We start from the raw sequence: 15691 nt of genomic DNA on the forward strand, positions 1-15691 counted from the left end.
TTGAGGCTCAGGTTCGGGGCGGTTCTTTCCCTGTGTCCTACGCGACGCCCTCGGCTCGCGCTGCTGCCGCAACTGCGTCCGCAACGGCTGGGGCGACACGAGGATCGAGCGGGCTCGGCACAATTTTGTCCGCAGCCAGCTCATCGCCGAGAACCGAGAGGATCGCCTCGGCAGCGGCGAGTTTCATGCCTTCGGTGATGCGACGTGCGCCGGCGTCGAGTGCGCCTTTGAACACGCCGGGGAAGGCGAGAACATTGTTGATCTGATTGGGGAAGTCGCTTCGCCCGGTCGCCACGATCGATGCGTACTTGGCGGCCGCTTCCGGATGGATCTCGGGATCGGGATTCGAGAGCGCGAACACGATGGACTCGGGGGCCATCGACGCGATGTAGCTTTCGTCGATCTTGCCCGCTGACACGCCGAGGAACACGTCGGCCCCTGCAAGCGCGTCTACGGCACCGCCGGACAGTCCGCGAGGGTTGGTACGCGCAGCAAGTTCGATTTTGACGGAGTTGAGATCACCACGATCGGCGGAGACGATCCCCTTGGAATCGAGCACGACCACGTCCGGAATTCCGGCGGCGAGAAGAATGTTCGCGCACGCGACGCCTGCAGCTCCGGCACCGGAGATGACGACCTTCAGACCCGAGGTGCTCCGGCCTTGGAATTTCGCGGCGCCGTTGAGTGCGGCGAGTACGACGATGGCCGTCCCGTGCTGGTCGTCGTGCATGACCGGGCAGTCGAGTGCCTCGATGACGCGTCGTTCGATCTCGAAGCAACGCGGAGCCGAGATGTCCTCGAGGTTGACGGCTCCGAAGCTGTACCGCAGTCGCACGATCGTGTCCACGATCTCGTCGACATCATGTGTGTCCAGCACGATGGGAATCGAGTTGAGACCCGCGAAATTCTTGAAGAGTGCAGCTTTTCCTTCCATGACAGGAAGGGATGCGCGCGGGCCGATATCCCCGAGTCCGAGCACCGCCGAGCCGTCCGTGATGACTGCGACGAGCCGGTCGGTCCACGTGTACTGCTTGACGAGCGAAGCGTCCTGCGCGATAGCTCGGCTCACCTGTGCAACACCCGGCGTGTAGGCAATCGACAGATCACGCTGAGTTTCGAGTGGTGCTGTCAGCTCGACGGACAGCTTGCCACCGACGTGTCCGAGGAAGATCTCCTCGTCGGTGATGGCGGCCAGATCGGCGGTGTTATTTGTCGGTTCGGTCACGATTGTCACGTTATAGCCCCCAGGAAACATTCCGATGAAGCACCGGCAGGTAATTCGAAGAAGATGTCTCCGGAGCGCGCCCTTAGTGGCTGCGTCTGCCGTGAAACCACATGATCACGTGAGGCGGGTGAGCCGTCACATTCGAGCCTGGCGCTGTGGCGTCCGAGGCTGCACTGGTTGCTAAGTGTGCCACCGGAACAGCGAAACGCGCAAACCTCAACCCCACCATTGCGTCCACAACAGAACGCCGGCGACGACGACGACCGACAACGAGGCCAGCACCGACACTGCTCGACGCCGGTGGTCGGCGAAATGCTGGATCACGATCGCCACGATCGCAGCACCGAGGTGCGCGGCAACGGACACCGTCCCGGGTCCGGGGAAGCCGCGCTGGCTTCCGAGATACTGCGCCCCTGCAACGACGACAGCGAGTACGACGAGACCTGCGGTGACGGCCCCACTCAAACCCCGTAGCAAACCGTCAGCCTCCTGTGATGAATCCGCGGACGGAGTCCGCAATGAGCTGGACCGCAATCGCGGCCAGCAGTAGACCTGCGATCCGGGCAAGCAGCGTGATACCGCCTTCACCCAGGATGCGTATCAACACTGTCGAGAACCTGAGAACGAGAAAGAACACCAGGTGGATCGTCACGATCGCGAGTGCGACAGAGACGAGAGAACCCACGTTGCCGTCGGCCTGGCTCACGTAGACGATGACGGCAGCGATAGCGCCGGGGCCTGCCATCAGCGGCGTGCCGAGTGGAACGAGAGCGACGTTGACGTCTTCCGCCTCGGACCCACCACCGGCTCCGCGTCCCGTCAGCAACGACAGCGCGATGATGAGCAGCAGCAGTCCGCCCGCACCCTGCAGGGCGGGGATGCCGATGTGCAGGTAGTTCAGGATCGCCTGACCGCCGATCGCGAACACCGAGATGACCGTCAGGGATACCGCTGGCGCCTGCCAGGCGGCCCGGTTCCGCTCTTCCTTGCTCTTGCGTCCGACGAGCGAGAGGAACACCGGAATCGCGCCCGGCGGATCCATGATCACGAACAGCGTGATCAGGACGGTCAGGTACAGCGTCGTGTCGAAGCTCACGACAGGCTCGAAACAGCAGCCGGTACACCCGTCGCCGCGGCCAAGATCCGCTCGTACTGCTCGACGGCGGTGGTGTGCTCACCGAGCCGCAAGTTCTTGTTCCCGCCGTGGTAGTCCGAGGATCCGGTGGCGATCAGATCGAGTTCGTCGGCGAGCTCGCGCATGAATCGAGTGTCCGCAGGGTTGTGGTCGGCATGGTCGACTTCGACGCCGTTCAGACCGTGTCCGACGAGTTCGCGGATGTGCTGCGGGTCCAGCAGCCTGCCTCGGGTGCGAGCGCGAGCATGGGCGACGACGCTCACTCCACCGGCAGTGCGGATCATCTCGATCGCACGGTCGAGCGGGGTGTCCACCTTCGCCACGTAGTACGGGCTTTCCGTCGCCAGGTAACCATCGAACGCCTCCTGCACGCTGCCGACGGCACCGATCTCGACCAGCGCACGAGCGAGGTGCGGGCGTCCCGCGGACTCCCCCGTCGCGGCCAGGATCTCGTCGGGAACGATTTCCGGATGGTCGACCGCGAGCAACTCCGCCATCGATCGAATCCTTTCTGTCCGCTCGTCGCGCAGCCGCTCGAGTTCGACCGCGAACACCTCGTCCGTCGGGTCGAAGAGATACGCGAGCAGATGTACCGGCACCGGGTCACCGTCCACGCCGCGGCCTACGCACGACATCTCCATCCCTCGCACGACGGTGAGCCCTGCGGGAGCTGCTCGAACCGCGTCGTCCCATCCGGCTGTGGTGTCGTGATCGGTGATCGCCACGACGTCCAAGCCTGCTCGGTGAGCGGCACGCACCAACTCTGCCGGGCTGTCCGTGCCGTCGGAGACCGAGGAGTGGGTGTGGAGGTCGATGAGCACGAGAGCCAGTGTCTCAGGCTCACCGATGCGTTCGTATCGCAGGCGTACGATTCGCGCCATGCCGTCTCTGCCACCGAGGCCGTCGCTTCCGTCACTGCACTCTCTGCGACCGTCGAACCGCGGACACGCCGTCGGTCCGAAGGTCCCCGTCCCCACCGCTCGCGCCATCGTCGACTGTGCCGTCTACGTCGACGGGGTGAGACTGCCGGGCAAGTACACGCATTCGGCCGCGATCAGCGAGGTACGTAAGCGCGGCGAAGGATTCGTCTGGCTCGGACTGCATGCCCCGGACGAAGGTCAGATGAACGGGGTCGCCGAGTGCTACGGCCTGCACGAGCTGATGGTCGAGGACGCGGTGCACGCTCATCAGCGCCCGAAACTCGAACGGTACGACGATGTCGCATTCCTCGTCCTGAGGACCGTCAGTTACGTCGAGCACGAATCGGTGACAACGGCCAACGAAATCGTCGAGAGCGGCGAGATCATGGTGTTCCTCGCCCGCGACTTCGTCATCACCGTCCGACACGGCGAACACTCCGGCCTGGCGGGCGTGCGCCACCGTTTGGAGGCGAACACCGAACGCCTCGCCCTTGGTCCATCGGCGGTTCTGCATGCCGTCGCCGACCACGTCGTCGACGAATACCTGGCGGTGACGGGTTCGATCGAACGAGACGTCGACGTCATGGAGGAGGAGGTGTTCTCCCCCAACCACCACGTGCCGATCGAGAACATCTACCTGCTCAAGCGCGAAGTCGTCGAGCTTCGACGGTCGGTCACCCCGCTGTCGACGCCGCTGAACCAGTTGGTGCAGGGCGCCGACACCCCGATCCCCAAGGCCGTGCGGCGCTACCTACGGGACGTGCAGGACCATCACACGACGGTCGCCGAACGGGTTGCGGAGTTCGACGAAGTACTCAGCTCGCTCGTCGACGCAGCTCTGGCGCGCGTGACGATGCAGCAGAACATGGACATGAGGAAGATCTCGGCGTGGGTTGCGATCGCGGCAGTGCCGACGATGGTCGCGGGTATCTACGGAATGAACTTCGACAACATCCCCGAGCTGCACTGGCAGTACGGCTATTACATCGTGGTCGGGATCGTGGCTTCGGTGTGCATCGGCTTGTTCGCCACGTTCCGGCGCAACAACTGGCTCTAGAGGTTGACCGCGGACCTGCTCGGGTCCCTGACATCGATGCCGGCTTCGTTCCATGCGTCGCGGAGCGCGTCGGCACCGCGTAACCGTACCCAGGCCGCTTCGGTGCCCGTGATCGGCACGACCTGCAAGAACTTGACCGGGTCGGCCGGCTCGGGCAGCTGTAGATCAGGAATGTCACTGTCGCCGAGCAGCACAGCCGTGAACGGCGACCCCACCCACAGCGGCTCACCCAGATCGAGCAACGCATCAGTCACCAGAACGACACCTTCGACCGCAGGTGATGCAGCCAATACGGCCAATTTCGTGTGCACACCCGACGCGACTCCGGCGCCACCGCGCAGTGTCAGAATCAGCTCCGCGCGCGGTCCCCGGGACTGATCGGCCACCATCTCGTTGGGATCCGCCATCGGATGACGAGAACAGCCGAGTGTGACGTATCGGACCAGATCTTCCTCGCCCGCCGCGAATCGAAGCACGTCGAGCGGCTCGAGCCCGAGGAAAGTCACCGACGCCGACGAAGGGTTCTCGTCCCCGATCTCGGCGATCAGATGCGCCCGGACCCGAGCAATTACACTGCCGATGACACTGTCGCTCACGAAGTCCATCCAACACCACCGCCGCCCGGTAGCGTCGTCCGAGTGGTCTCTGTCCTTGCTGTTGCCGACGAAACGATCGAAAGCCTGTGGAGTTCCCAGGTCCGGTCCTTGGACGTGGACCTGATCCTCGGCGCGGGGGATCTTCCGTTCGATTACATCGAGTATCTGACGGATGCCCTGAACGCACCGTGCGTGTTCGTTCCTGGCAATCACGACGCGGACCTGACGGGCTATTCCGCCGGCCGTGCAGGATGGATGCGAGCCGGTCTACCGAGCACATGGCCCGGCCCGGTCGGTGCCGTCAACGCCGACCGCAAGATCGTGACCGCGGCCGGACTCAGGATCGCGGGTCTCGGCGGATCGATCCGGTACAACGATGGACCGAATCAGTGGACGCAACGGCAACAACGCCGACGCGCCCGCACGCTGACTCGAACCAAGAACTGGGCCGAGAAGGTTCGTGGCGACCGACGAGGCGTCGACGTGCTGTTGACGCACAGCCCTCCGTTCGGCGTCGGTGACGACACCGATCCGGCCCATATCGGGTTCGAGTGCCTCGACGACGTGGTCCGATCATTGAGCCCTCAGGTTCTCCTGCACGGTCACATCCATCCGCACGGCCGGACGCCGGAGGACTTCGAGTTGTACGGTTCGGCCATCATCAACACCGTCGGCTACACACTTCTCCAGATCGAACCCGGCGGAGGCGACCGGGACGTCACTGCTCCCACCATCCTGAGGCGACGCCATGGCACGTGACACCGGCTTTCCCGTAGCCGATGCGGAGAACGACTTCACCCGTCAGCGCCGGCGCGCAGACATCGCACGTCTCGTGGGCTGGCTCCGTCGCCAACCGGACGACGTCAACACGATCCTGCCCTTCGACGAGGTCGTGGCAGCCCTCGGCAAAGTCGGCGAGCGGCAGTTGGGAATTCAGGTGATCCGGGTCGAATCGATCGTCGGAAGCGTGGACCGCACAAGGGATTTCGACAGGTACTTCCGGCCCACATCGGCTCGTATCCGCGAACGGTGGCAGCGATTGGCAGCTGCACAGAGGCGAGGCGAGGCGATGCCGCCGATCCAGGTCTATCGCATCGGGTCGATGCATTTCGTGCTCGACGGCCACCACCGAGTGTCGATTGCTTTCGCGATGCATCGCGCGACGATCGACGCACTCGTCACCGAGATCATCACCCGAATCTCCCCCGAAGGAATCACCCGCAGGGGCGATCTGCTGATCAAGGATCATCGGCGGATATTCCTGTCCCGAGTCCCCCTCGTCGGCAAGGCTCGGGAAGCGGTCACGGTGACGGATCCGTTCGAGTACGCCGAGCTCAGCGAATGCGTCGAAGCATGGGGATTTCGGTTGATGCAGGAGTTGTGCGAGTTCGTCGATCGCGCAACGGTTGCCCGGCGCTGGTTCGGCGAGGAATTCCTGCCCGTCGTCAGGATGGTGCGCGCCGCCGACATCCTCGAAGGCCAGACCGACGCCGAGGCGTACCTGTGGATGATCCGCGAGCGCTATCGCCTTGTCCGCGAACATGTCTGGAACGACGAGATCGTCTCGGAACTGAGGGAAAGGGCCCGCGCTACACGACCTCGACGAACGTGACCTCGTGCTCGGCAGCGTCAGGAGCAGCGAACTTCGACATCCGACGGGCCTCCGCCGCGACGGACGCCTGATGCGCTTTCGACAACCGCCGGTACGGGACGACCGAGATCAGTGACCGAGCCCTCTCCCGCGTCAGCTTCACTTCGCCCGCCACTCGACCGTCGACGAGCACCACTGGTGGAAACACCCCGTTGCGGGTGAACAACTTCGCGCGGGAATCGACGGAGATCACTCTCGATCGATCGGCGTGCGACAGGAGCAGATTGTCGAACGCTGCCACGATCCGGACCGGCATCCGCATGTCCGGTTCTGGCCTCGGCGCGTCGGGCAGGTCGAACAGTTCAGCGCCCGACTCCGAGGTGAAAGTGACCAACTGCGGTCGTATCCGCTCCATCACCTCACCCAATCTCGTCAATCCGGACCAGCTTTGGGCGTCGGCGACCGAAGCGGGGCCGAACGCCGCGAGATAGCGCAGCAGCATCCTCTCCAGCGAGGGATTCGTCTCGACGCCGACTCCGGTCCACGTCTCCAGCGGCAGCAGGCGAACGTGTCCCGACTGTCCCCACACCGCTCTCGGTGGAACCTGCACCAGCGGAATCAGATTCCTGGCGGCATGAACGAGCGACGACGGTGAGGTGCCGGGAAATTCACGTGCGAGGCGCTCGCCGAGTTCGGAGTGCCACAGCGGACCGTCGGCGAACAATCCCCGTCCGATGGTGGCAACAGCTGCAGGGTCGACGCCTGCCAGCGCTTGCCGGTGCTGGGTGTTGGTTCGAAGATCCGTGTCCATGACCGGTTGCACCAGCGGGCGCAGGAATGCAGCGTCCGTTGCTGTCACCAGATGCACGGTTCCGCGCATGAGCACGATCCGCACAACGCGCGCATTTTCGATCGACTCGGCAAGTTCCTCGGCTCGAAACGCGGCGATCCGCGACCACAGCCCGAAGTACGGCGGGAACGGTGCCTGAGCCTGCATCCCGAGCAGATGACGGATCATCGACTCGGCGGGCATCTCCGCCCGTTCGAGCAAGTGTTGCCGAGCGAGGGTGGCGACGCCCACAGCGCGGTTCGTCAGTGCAGGTGAGCGTCCATTCACCACTCCGACCTTCCCCGATCGCCGGAAACCTGATAAGTACTTAGATGCATACATCAAATTTTTTGATTTCTTCGCTTTGAAATGTAACGAGGTTTTACCGAATGTCGACCCCCGCTCGCGCCGAAGAGCCCCGGCCCGGACGTTTGCTCCTACCCGGCCTCTGTTTCGTGGTCATGACCCTTGCCGTGCTGCAGACGATGGTCATCCCTATCGTCGGGACGATCGGGGCCCAACTCGAGGTCAGCACGACCGCCGCCGGCTGGGTACTCACTGCAAACCTTCTCGCCGCTGTCGTCGCGACGCCCGTCATCGGGCGGCTTGCGGACCTGCACGGTAAGCGACCGGTGCTGATTGCGGTACTCGTCGTCGTCCTCGTCGGATCCCTCCTCGCTGCGCTCACCCACTCGCTGCCGCTCTTGCTCGCGGGCCGGGTGTTGCAGGGTGTCTCCTATGCGTTGTTCCCTATCGCGCTGGCAATCCTTCGCGACGAATTGCCGCCGAGGAAGCTCGTCGGCGCGATGGCGATCCTGTCCGGCACGCTGGGCGTCGGCGGCGGTTTCGGGCTCGTCCTGACCGGATTGCTGACCGCCGACGGCGCCGACTACCACCGAGTGTTCTGGCTGACGGTGGCCTTCGTCCTGCTGGCGATGGCACTTGCGTGGTTCGGCGTTCCCCGGCGCCCGCGACACGTCGTCGGGTCGGTGGACTGGTGGGGCGCCGTACTGCTCGCAGTGGCACTGGTATTGCTGTTCCTCGCGCTGACGCAGGGCCGATCCTGGGGTTGGGGATCAGCGGCGACGCTCGGGTGCGCCCTCGTCGGGGCTGTGGTCCTCGCGATCTGGTGGATCTTCGAGAACCGGATCGAAGCTCCTCTCGTCGCACCGAGGATGCTCACTCATGGACCGCTGCTCGCCACCAATCTCGCAACCGTGTTCGTCGGGATCGGGATGTTCGTGAACTTTCTCGCGTGCTCGTATTTCGTACAGACACCCCGGGAAGTCGCGGGCTACGGCTTCGGTGCAGACGTTCTCTCCGCCAGTGTCGTGTACCTGCTGCCCGGTGCTGTGACAGGCGTCGTCGTGGCGACTCTGAGCGGCGGACTCATCCGGAGCTACGGCCCACGTCGAGTCCTGATCGCGGGTGGCGTCATCGGCGGCGCCGGTTTCGTGTTCTTCGCCTTCTTCCACGCCGTCACCTGGCAGGTGATCGTTGCTTCGGCGGTGATCAACATCTTCGTTTCGCTGGCCTTCGCCGCCATTCCCAATCTGCTGATCGCCGAGGTATCCGCCGCCGACACCGGCGTCGCGAACAGCGTCAATTCCATCGTGAGGACCGTCGGAACCTCGATTGCAAGCGCCGTTCTGACGACGATGCTCGCCACGTACACCATCGCCGGGACCTCCGTGCCCCGTGAGGTCGTGTACACCGCGGCCTTCGTGGTCGGAGCACTCGCCTGCGCGATAGTGACGTTGTCCGCCTTGGCAATTCGGGTACCCTTGCCGCCTGCCAGCACCCTCACAGGAGGCTCCACGGATCGGCCCACGTCGGTTCAGGCGAAACACCAAGAAAGCGCAGGTAGAGAGATGCTGGCAAACGACTGCTGAGGTTCTGGGAAGGTCTGCATTTGCCTTTCGCCGCGCTGATTACGTCCATAGGTTCGTGGATGTACACCAGTTACTTCGAAAGGGAAGAAAACAATGAACGCACGCAAGATCGTCACCCGCACTGCAGTCACGTGCGCTCTGGTTGCAGTTCCGCTCGTCGCCGTCGTCGGAACCGCCTCTGCGGACCCGATTCACGACAACAGAGGACCTCAGCAGAATCAGCCGAACTTTCAGAACCCGCAGTTCCAGCTGCCGAATTTCGGACCATCGCAGCCGGCACCGGCACCTCAGCCCGGGCCCGCGCCGACGACGTACCCGAACTACACGCCGAACTTCTTCCAGGGTCTCTCGACCGGTTCCGCCGGGTAGTCCCAGCGCCCCTCAGCGCTCAGTGGCTCAGCGCTCAGTGGCTCAGCGCTCAGTGGCTCAGCGCTCAGTGGCACGGTTGAGTGCATCGGAATGCACTCAACCGTGCCACTGGGCCGAAGGCCTACAGCGTCAGATTGTCGCCCGACGCCTGGTCGAACACCGAGATCTTCGCCGGATCGAACCACAACTCGACGTCGCTGCCTGCGGCCGCCTTGGACTCCGCAGCCAACCGTGCAACCACCTGGGCACCGGCTTCGCCCAGTCCGGCATCCGCTGCGAGTTCCTGTAGTTCCGCGGACTGCACCTTGTTGCCCTTGGACTCGAAGTAGACGTACTTGTCGCTACCCATCGACTCCATGACGTCGACCTTCGCAGTGAACGTTGCGCCGCTGAGCTTCTGGTACGAGTCGATGAGCGCGGCATCCTCGAAGTGCTCGGGGCGGATACCCACCACGACTTCGTTGCCCGGATTCTTCTTCTGAATCGCCGCTCGCCGCTCCCTCGGGAGTTCGAAGTTGCCGAGTTCGGTGGCAACGCCGTCTGCGGTCAAGGTTCCCGGCACGAAGTTCATCGACGGCGAACCGATGAAGCCCGCCACGAACAGGTTTCGCGGCTTGTCGTATAGCTCCTGCGGCGAACCGATCTGCTGCACGAGGCCGCCACGCAGCACCACCACTCGGTCACCGAGTGTCATCGCCTCGGTCTGATCGTGCGTCACGTACACGGTCGTCGTACCCAGTCGCTTCTGTAGCCGCGAGATCTCTGCGCGAGTCTGCACGCGCAGTTTGGCGTCGAGGTTGGACAGCGGCTCGTCCATCAGAAACGCCTTGGGTGTACGGACGATGGCTCGCCCCATGGCAACTCGCTGACGCTGACCACCGGACAGGTTCGCCGGTTTGCGATCGAGATGCTGAGTCAGGTCGAGGATCTTCGCAGCCTCCTCCACCTTCGCGTTGATCTCGTTCTTGCTGAGCTTCGCAAGCGTCAGCGGGAATGCGATGTTCTGTCGGACGGTCATGTGCGGGTACAGCGCGTACGACTGGAACACCATCGCGATGTCACGGTCCTTGGGGGCGCGCTCGTTGACGCGTTCACCCGCGATGCGCAGTTCTCCCGACGAGATGTCCTCCAACCCGGCGATCATGTTGAGCGTCGTGGACTTTCCGCATCCCGAGGGTCCGACGAGAATGATGAACTCGCCATCGGCGATGGTGATGTCCACGTTGCTGACCGCAGCAGCACCGTCGGGGTAGAGCTTGGTGACTTTGTCGAGAACGATTTCGGCCATGACGGTTATCCCTTCACTGCGCCGGACGTCAAGCCCGCCACGATGCGTCGTTGGAAGAAGAGCACGAAGATGATGATCGGAATGGTGATGACCACGGCGGCCGCGGCAATCGACCCAGTGGGCTCTTCGAATTGCGAACTGCCGGTGAACTGCGAGATCGCGGCAGGCACCGTGATCGACCGTTCCGTCGCCGTCAACGAGATGGCGAGCAGAAGGTCGTTCCAGGCGAAGATGAACACAAGAATCGCGGCGGTGACGATTCCGGGCGCCGCGAGCGGTGCGATCACCTTTCGGAATGCTTGTGCCGGTGTGGCGCCGTCCATCTTGGCCGCCTTTTCCAGCTCCCACGGAATCTCACGGAAGAAAGCCGACAGCGTGTAGATCGCCAGCGGTAGAGCGAACGTGATGTACGGGATGATCAGGCCGGGCCACGTGTCGAACAACCCGAGCTTGCGTTCGATGTCGAACAACGGTGTCACGAGCGAGATCTGCGGGAACATTGCAATCAGAAGAGCCGCTCCGACGAGCAATTTCTTGCCCGGGAAGTCCAGCCGTGCAACGGCATACGCCGCCATCGTGCCGATGACGACAGCGATGACCGTGGTGATCAGTCCGATACCGATCGAGTTGATCAGCGCCGAGGTGAACTGATTGGTGCTGAAGATGCCCTTGTAGTTGTCGAAGGTGATCGAACTCGGAATGAACTTGCCGTCGGCGATGGTAGCCGTCGATTTGAACGACAGGCTGATGATCCAGGCCAGCGGAACGAGCGCGTACAGCAGTACGAGCGCGTTGATGACGGTCCAACCGACCTTCTTGCGAGGCGTCACGGTCGTCATTACTTACGGCCTCCGTCGTCCGAGCCCGGCGCCGACGCACCGAACAGCTTGATGAACACGAACGCGATGATGGCGACGCAGAAGAAGATCAGAACGCTGATCGCCGAGCCGAGTCCGAGATTGAATGCGCCGAACAGGTTGTCGTAACCGAGGATCGACACCGAGCCAGTGCCGTTGCTGCCCTTGGTCAACACGTAGATGTTGTCGAAGATGCGGAACGCATCGAGGGTGCGGAAGAGAACCGCTACCAGAATTGCCGGCTTCATCAACGGAATCGTGATGCGTATCAGACGAGTCCAGGCACCTGCACCGTCGACCTGAGCTGCTTTGAGCAGGTCGTCCGGTACGAGAGCAAGTCCGGCAAGAAGCAGCAAAGCCATGAACGGGGTGGTCTTCCACACCTCGGCGAGCACGACGATAGCCAGCGACGGTATCTGCTCTGTCAGCGGAGCACTGCCGTCTGGAAGCAGATTGGCGAGATATCCTGTGCCTGGCGTCCACGCGTAGTACCAGCTGTAGGCGGCCGCGACGGTGACGATGCCGTACGGGATCAACACCACGGTGCGGACAAGTCCGCGGCCGAAGATGGTGCGATGCATGATGAGTGCAACGGCGAGGCCGAGTACGAACTCGATGATCACCGACACGATCGTGATTCCGAGGGTCACGGTGAAGGCCGTCCACCAGTAACTGTCGCTCAGCACCGTCACGTAGTTCGACAGTCCGACGAATTCACGATCGTCGGGGAACGCCAGATTGTATTTCTGCAAACTGAGCCAGAAGGCGTAGACGATTGGGTATCCGGTGACGGCAAGCATCATGATCGCGGCAGGAGTGATCAGGATCAACCCGAGTCTGCGTTCGGCTTTCTTGCCGTCGGACAGATTCTTCAGGACTGCCTCTTTGTCAGGCGTTTCGCTCATGGAATCAGCCCTTCGGAATTGACTGCCTTGGAAACGAGATCGGCGAGCTTGTCCACATCGGCGACCGGATCGATGTTCTGCGGTGGATTCAGCGCGTCCGCGAGAAGGATCGAAATGCTCTGGTACGCAGGCGAGACCGGTCGTACTGCGGCGTTCTCGATGGCGTCGAGCACACCCTCCCACGCGGGGTACACCGCTTGGAATTCAGGATCCCGGTAGAGCTGCGCGAGCACCGGCGGGACGCCGCCGTCGACTGCGTTGTTGCGCTGGTTGTCTTCGTTGGTCAAGCACGCGACAGCTTCCCACGCGAGATCTTCGTGTTTGGTGGTCTTCGCGACGCCGATGTTGAATCCGCCGATCGTGACCTTCGCCGGCGTATCGGGAATGACGGCCGGGTACGGCGCACTGCGGAACACCTCGGCGACGGCTGCATCCTGTTGATCCGCCGGAACGTTGGTGAGGTCCAGGAACGGAACTGCGCCGGCCGCCGCGTTCTCCTTGATACCGGGCAGCACGAACGGATAGTTCACCTGGAAGGCAGAGTTGCCTGCTTCCATACCCAAGCGGGCAGTCGCCTCGTCGGTCTGCGAGATCGACGGGTCATGACCGTCCGCGGTGGCGACGCGCTTCATGATTTCGAGCGTCTTCTCGGTGGCCGCACGGTGCTCGGGGGTGTCGTTCAGCTCGACGGTGGTGCCGTCCTCGCCGACGACTTGACCACCGGCACTGACGAGCAGGCTGTTGAACCAGACCATCAGGCCCTCGTATTGCTTGGCTTGAACGCCGATGTACGCCGGTTTTCCTTCGGCCGCGTTGGATTCGGCCATGTCGATCATTTCGTCCCACGTCTGCGGCGGTTGTCCGCCGGGGACCACGTCGGGGCGATACCACAGCAGCTGCGTGTTCGAGTTGAGCGGAACCGCGTAGAGCTGGTCTTGCCATTCCGCAGTCGCCAGTGGACCTTCGAGGGTCGACCCGTCCCGCAGCGACGCCGCCAGATCGTCCGGCACCGGCAACGCCCAACCCGCCTCGGCGAATTCGGCCGTCCAGACCACGTCCAGCGTCATGAGATCGAGTGAGTCGTCGTTGCCCGCCAGGCGACGTGCCAGCTGAAGTCGCTGATCGTTCGCACTCTTGGGAAGTGTTCTTTGTTCGACCTTGTAGCGGCCACCCGACGCGGCAGAGCAGGCTTCCGCAGCGGCGGCATACTGTTCCGCGCCGTCTGCCGCGGTATAGAAGCTCAGCACGGGTGTGCTGTCGTCGGATGATCCGCACGCCGCCAGCAACGGGCTGGCGACCAAGGCCGCGGCGGCCAACACACCTATCCTGGTTGCGTTTCTCGGCCTCGGACCTCTTTGTCTGGGCACTTTCAGCCTCCGTATTTTCGAGTACGTGCGCAGGGCTGCTTCATGACACTGCCCTACACGTGAAGAAACGTAACCGAACTACACGGACCAATGGGGATATTGGGACTAATCCGTAATGTGCACGAGCTCAGATCGACAACTTGGCGAGCATGTCGCGAGCCTTCTCTGCACTCTTCGGCTCGCAGAGGACGTCGTATCGACCGGCCACCAACTGCATGCTCGACGCGAAATCTCGCTGACCCTTCGTTGCCGCATACGGGATGGCCGCTGAGATGAGCCCGAAGATGACGCCGCCGATGATGCCGATGATCAGCGCGCCGAGAATGTTCCCGTTGGTGAAGATCCCCAGCACCAAACCGAGGAACAGGCCCAGCCATGCACCCGAAACAACGCCGCCACCAATGACTTTGGGCCATGTCAGCCGACCGAGCACGCGCTCGACCTGCATGAGGTCGACGCCGACGATCGTGACGTCCTGAACGGAGAACTCCTGATCGGACAGGTAGTCGACCGCCTTCTGCGCCTCGGCGTAAGTCGGGTAGGAGCCGATCGGCCAACCGGACGGCGGCGTCGGGAGCCCCTGGCCTGCGCGTCCGGGTTGCGAAAGTGGGTTCGTCATTTCTCTATTGTGCCCGGTTCCGCCCGTCAGGGAAACGGACAGCTGGTCGAACTCTTCGCCCAGTCAGCTCACGAACCGGTCCGGACCATTCCCGCTGCCCGCCCCTTGGCCGAGATGACCAACGCCATTTTCCGTGAGGCCTCGTCGATCATCTCCTCGCCCAGCATCACTGCACCCCGTGCGCCGCCGGCAGCAGAGGTGTGAAAGTCGTAGGCCTCCAGAATGTCCTCGGCCTTGTCGAAATCAGCCTGGCGAGGACTGAAGATCTCGTTGGCCGCATCGATCTGGGTGGGATGCAGTACCCATTTGCCGTCGAACCCGAGTCCGGCAGTGCGTCCCGCTGCGCGCCGAAAAGCATCGAGGTCGCGGATGTGCAAGTACGGACCGTCGATCGCCTGGAGTCCATGAGTGCGTGCAGCGAGAAGAATAGTCATCAGAATGTGGTGATAGGCGTCACCGGTGTCGTACCCCTCGGGCTGCTCGCCGACGACGAGGGTGCGCATGTTCACGCTCGCCATCAAGTCCGCTGGGCCGAACACGAGAGTCTGCACGCGTGCACTCGCAGTGGCGATCTCGTCGATGTTTCGCAGACTGCGCGCGCTCTCGATCTGCGGCTCGATTCCGATGGAGCCGACCTCGAGTCCGCTCGTCTTCTCGACCTGGGTCAGCAGAAGATCGAGCGCGCTCACGTGCGCGGCAGTCTCGACCTTCGGCAGCAGAATGGCATCGAGGTTCGCGCCGGCACCGGAGACCACGTCGATGACATCCCCATATGTCCAGGGCGTGGTCCAGTCGTTGACGCGGACCACCTTGAGCTGAGTACCCCACCCGCCCGAGTTGAGCGCTTCCACGATGCGCCCCCGCGCTTCGACCTTGGCGATCGGTGCGACGGCGTCCTCCAGATCGAGAAAGACGGCGTCCGCGGGAAGACCCTTGGCCTTGTCGATCATCTTCGCGGAACTGCCGGGAACGGCCAGCACCGATCGGCGGGGACGGCTGTGGTGCACCGAAGTCATGGGGGTCGTGTTCTCCTTCTCGCTT

Annotated in this window: 17 protein-coding genes; 5 read left to right on the forward strand and 12 right to left on the reverse strand. The window is 63.1% G+C overall.

The window, feature by feature from the left end; genetic code table 11:
* Positions 1–37: 37 nt before the first annotated feature.
* The 4 genes from ACODSO_RS22290 to ACODSO_RS22305 form a co-directional block, all read right to left on the reverse strand.
* The gene (locus ACODSO_RS22290; protein WP_489038853.1) at positions 38–1234 is read right to left on the reverse strand and encodes an NAD(P)-dependent malic enzyme; all 1197 of its coding nucleotides are present in this window, start codon (positions 1232–1234) and stop codon (positions 38–40) included.
* A 207-nt stretch (positions 1235–1441) separates the two neighbouring features.
* Positions 1442–1690 carry a hypothetical protein gene (locus ACODSO_RS22295; protein WP_489038854.1) on the reverse strand — a complete coding sequence of 83 codons (249 nt, stop codon included), beginning with the start codon at positions 1688–1690 and terminating at the stop codon, positions 1442–1444.
* Between the two features lie 16 nt (positions 1691–1706).
* Positions 1707–2321: a MarC family protein gene (locus ACODSO_RS22300; RefSeq protein WP_489038855.1), complete on the reverse strand. Its 615-nt coding sequence runs from the start codon at positions 2319–2321 to the stop codon at positions 1707–1709.
* Positions 2318–3181 carry a PHP domain-containing protein gene (locus ACODSO_RS22305; protein ID WP_489038896.1) on the reverse strand — a complete coding sequence of 288 codons (864 nt, stop codon included), beginning with the start codon at positions 3179–3181 and terminating at the stop codon, positions 2318–2320. Before ACODSO_RS22305 ends, ACODSO_RS22300 begins: the two co-directional genes overlap by 4 nt.
* 58 nt (positions 3182–3239) lie before the next feature.
* Between ACODSO_RS22305 and ACODSO_RS22310 the strand changes: the two genes are divergently transcribed.
* The gene (locus tag ACODSO_RS22310) at positions 3240–4337 is read left to right on the forward strand and encodes a magnesium and cobalt transport protein CorA (RefSeq protein ID WP_068370043.1); all 1098 of its coding nucleotides are present in this window, start codon (positions 3240–3242) and stop codon (positions 4335–4337) included.
* Here the strand turns inward: ACODSO_RS22310 and ACODSO_RS22315 are convergent.
* Positions 4334–4942 carry a suppressor of fused domain protein gene (locus ACODSO_RS22315; protein WP_489038856.1) on the reverse strand — a complete coding sequence of 203 codons (609 nt, stop codon included), beginning with the start codon at positions 4940–4942 and terminating at the stop codon, positions 4334–4336. The genes ACODSO_RS22310 and ACODSO_RS22315 overlap by 4 nt on opposite strands.
* A gap of 33 nt (positions 4943–4975) precedes the next feature.
* Between ACODSO_RS22315 and ACODSO_RS22320 the strand changes: the two genes are divergently transcribed.
* Both ACODSO_RS22320 and ACODSO_RS22325 read left to right on the forward strand, forming a co-directional pair.
* Entirely contained in the window at positions 4976–5692 is a 717-nt protein-coding gene (locus ACODSO_RS22320; protein ID WP_489038858.1) for a metallophosphoesterase family protein, read from the forward strand.
* Complete coding sequence (locus tag ACODSO_RS22325; RefSeq protein WP_489038859.1) at positions 5682–6545, forward strand: chromosome partitioning protein ParB; 864 nt, start codon at positions 5682–5684, stop codon at positions 6543–6545. Before ACODSO_RS22320 ends, ACODSO_RS22325 begins: the two co-directional genes overlap by 11 nt.
* Here ACODSO_RS22325 and ACODSO_RS22330 read toward each other — a convergent pair.
* Positions 6523–7641: a winged helix DNA-binding domain-containing protein gene (locus tag ACODSO_RS22330; protein ID WP_489038860.1), complete on the reverse strand. Its 1119-nt coding sequence runs from the start codon at positions 7639–7641 to the stop codon at positions 6523–6525. The two genes, ACODSO_RS22325 and ACODSO_RS22330, sit on opposite strands and share 23 nt — an antisense overlap.
* Positions 7642–7742: 101 nt before the next feature.
* Between ACODSO_RS22330 and ACODSO_RS22335 the strand changes: the two genes are divergently transcribed.
* Positions 7743–9245 carry an MFS transporter gene (locus tag ACODSO_RS22335; RefSeq protein ID WP_489038861.1) on the forward strand — a complete coding sequence of 501 codons (1503 nt, stop codon included), beginning with the start codon at positions 7743–7745 and terminating at the stop codon, positions 9243–9245.
* A 93-nt stretch (positions 9246–9338) separates the two neighbouring features.
* Entirely contained in the window at positions 9339–9614 is a 276-nt protein-coding gene (locus ACODSO_RS22340; RefSeq protein ID WP_489038862.1) for a hypothetical protein, read from the forward strand.
* Positions 9615–9735: 121 nt separating this feature from the next.
* Here the strand turns inward: ACODSO_RS22340 and ACODSO_RS22345 are convergent, their stop codons facing one another.
* From ACODSO_RS22345 to ACODSO_RS22370, 6 genes are all read right to left on the reverse strand, one after another.
* Positions 9736–10902 (reverse strand): ABC transporter ATP-binding protein, encoded by a 1167-nt coding sequence (locus tag ACODSO_RS22345; protein ID WP_489038863.1) that lies wholly within the window; start codon positions 10900–10902, stop codon positions 9736–9738.
* A gap of 5 nt (positions 10903–10907) precedes the next feature.
* Positions 10908–11741 (reverse strand): carbohydrate ABC transporter permease, encoded by an 834-nt coding sequence (locus ACODSO_RS22350; RefSeq protein WP_338886184.1) that lies wholly within the window; start codon positions 11739–11741, stop codon positions 10908–10910.
* A complete protein-coding gene (locus ACODSO_RS22355) occupies positions 11741–12664 on the reverse strand; it encodes a carbohydrate ABC transporter permease (protein WP_489038864.1) in 924 nt (307 codons plus the stop codon). Before ACODSO_RS22355 ends, ACODSO_RS22350 begins: the two co-directional genes overlap by 1 nt.
* Positions 12661–13983: an ABC transporter substrate-binding protein gene (locus ACODSO_RS22360; protein WP_489038865.1), complete on the reverse strand. Its 1323-nt coding sequence runs from the start codon at positions 13981–13983 to the stop codon at positions 12661–12663. Before ACODSO_RS22360 ends, ACODSO_RS22355 begins: the two co-directional genes overlap by 4 nt.
* A gap of 175 nt (positions 13984–14158) precedes the next feature.
* Positions 14159–14650 carry a YflT domain-containing protein gene (locus tag ACODSO_RS22365; RefSeq protein WP_068369769.1) on the reverse strand — a complete coding sequence of 164 codons (492 nt, stop codon included), beginning with the start codon at positions 14648–14650 and terminating at the stop codon, positions 14159–14161.
* A gap of 68 nt (positions 14651–14718) precedes the next feature.
* Positions 14719–15666 carry an HpcH/HpaI aldolase/citrate lyase family protein gene (locus ACODSO_RS22370; RefSeq protein ID WP_489038867.1) on the reverse strand — a complete coding sequence of 316 codons (948 nt, stop codon included), beginning with the start codon at positions 15664–15666 and terminating at the stop codon, positions 14719–14721.
* Positions 15667–15691: the final 25 nt, after the last annotated feature.

The sequence above is a fragment of the Rhodococcus sp. FG69 genome (assembly GCF_057808915.1).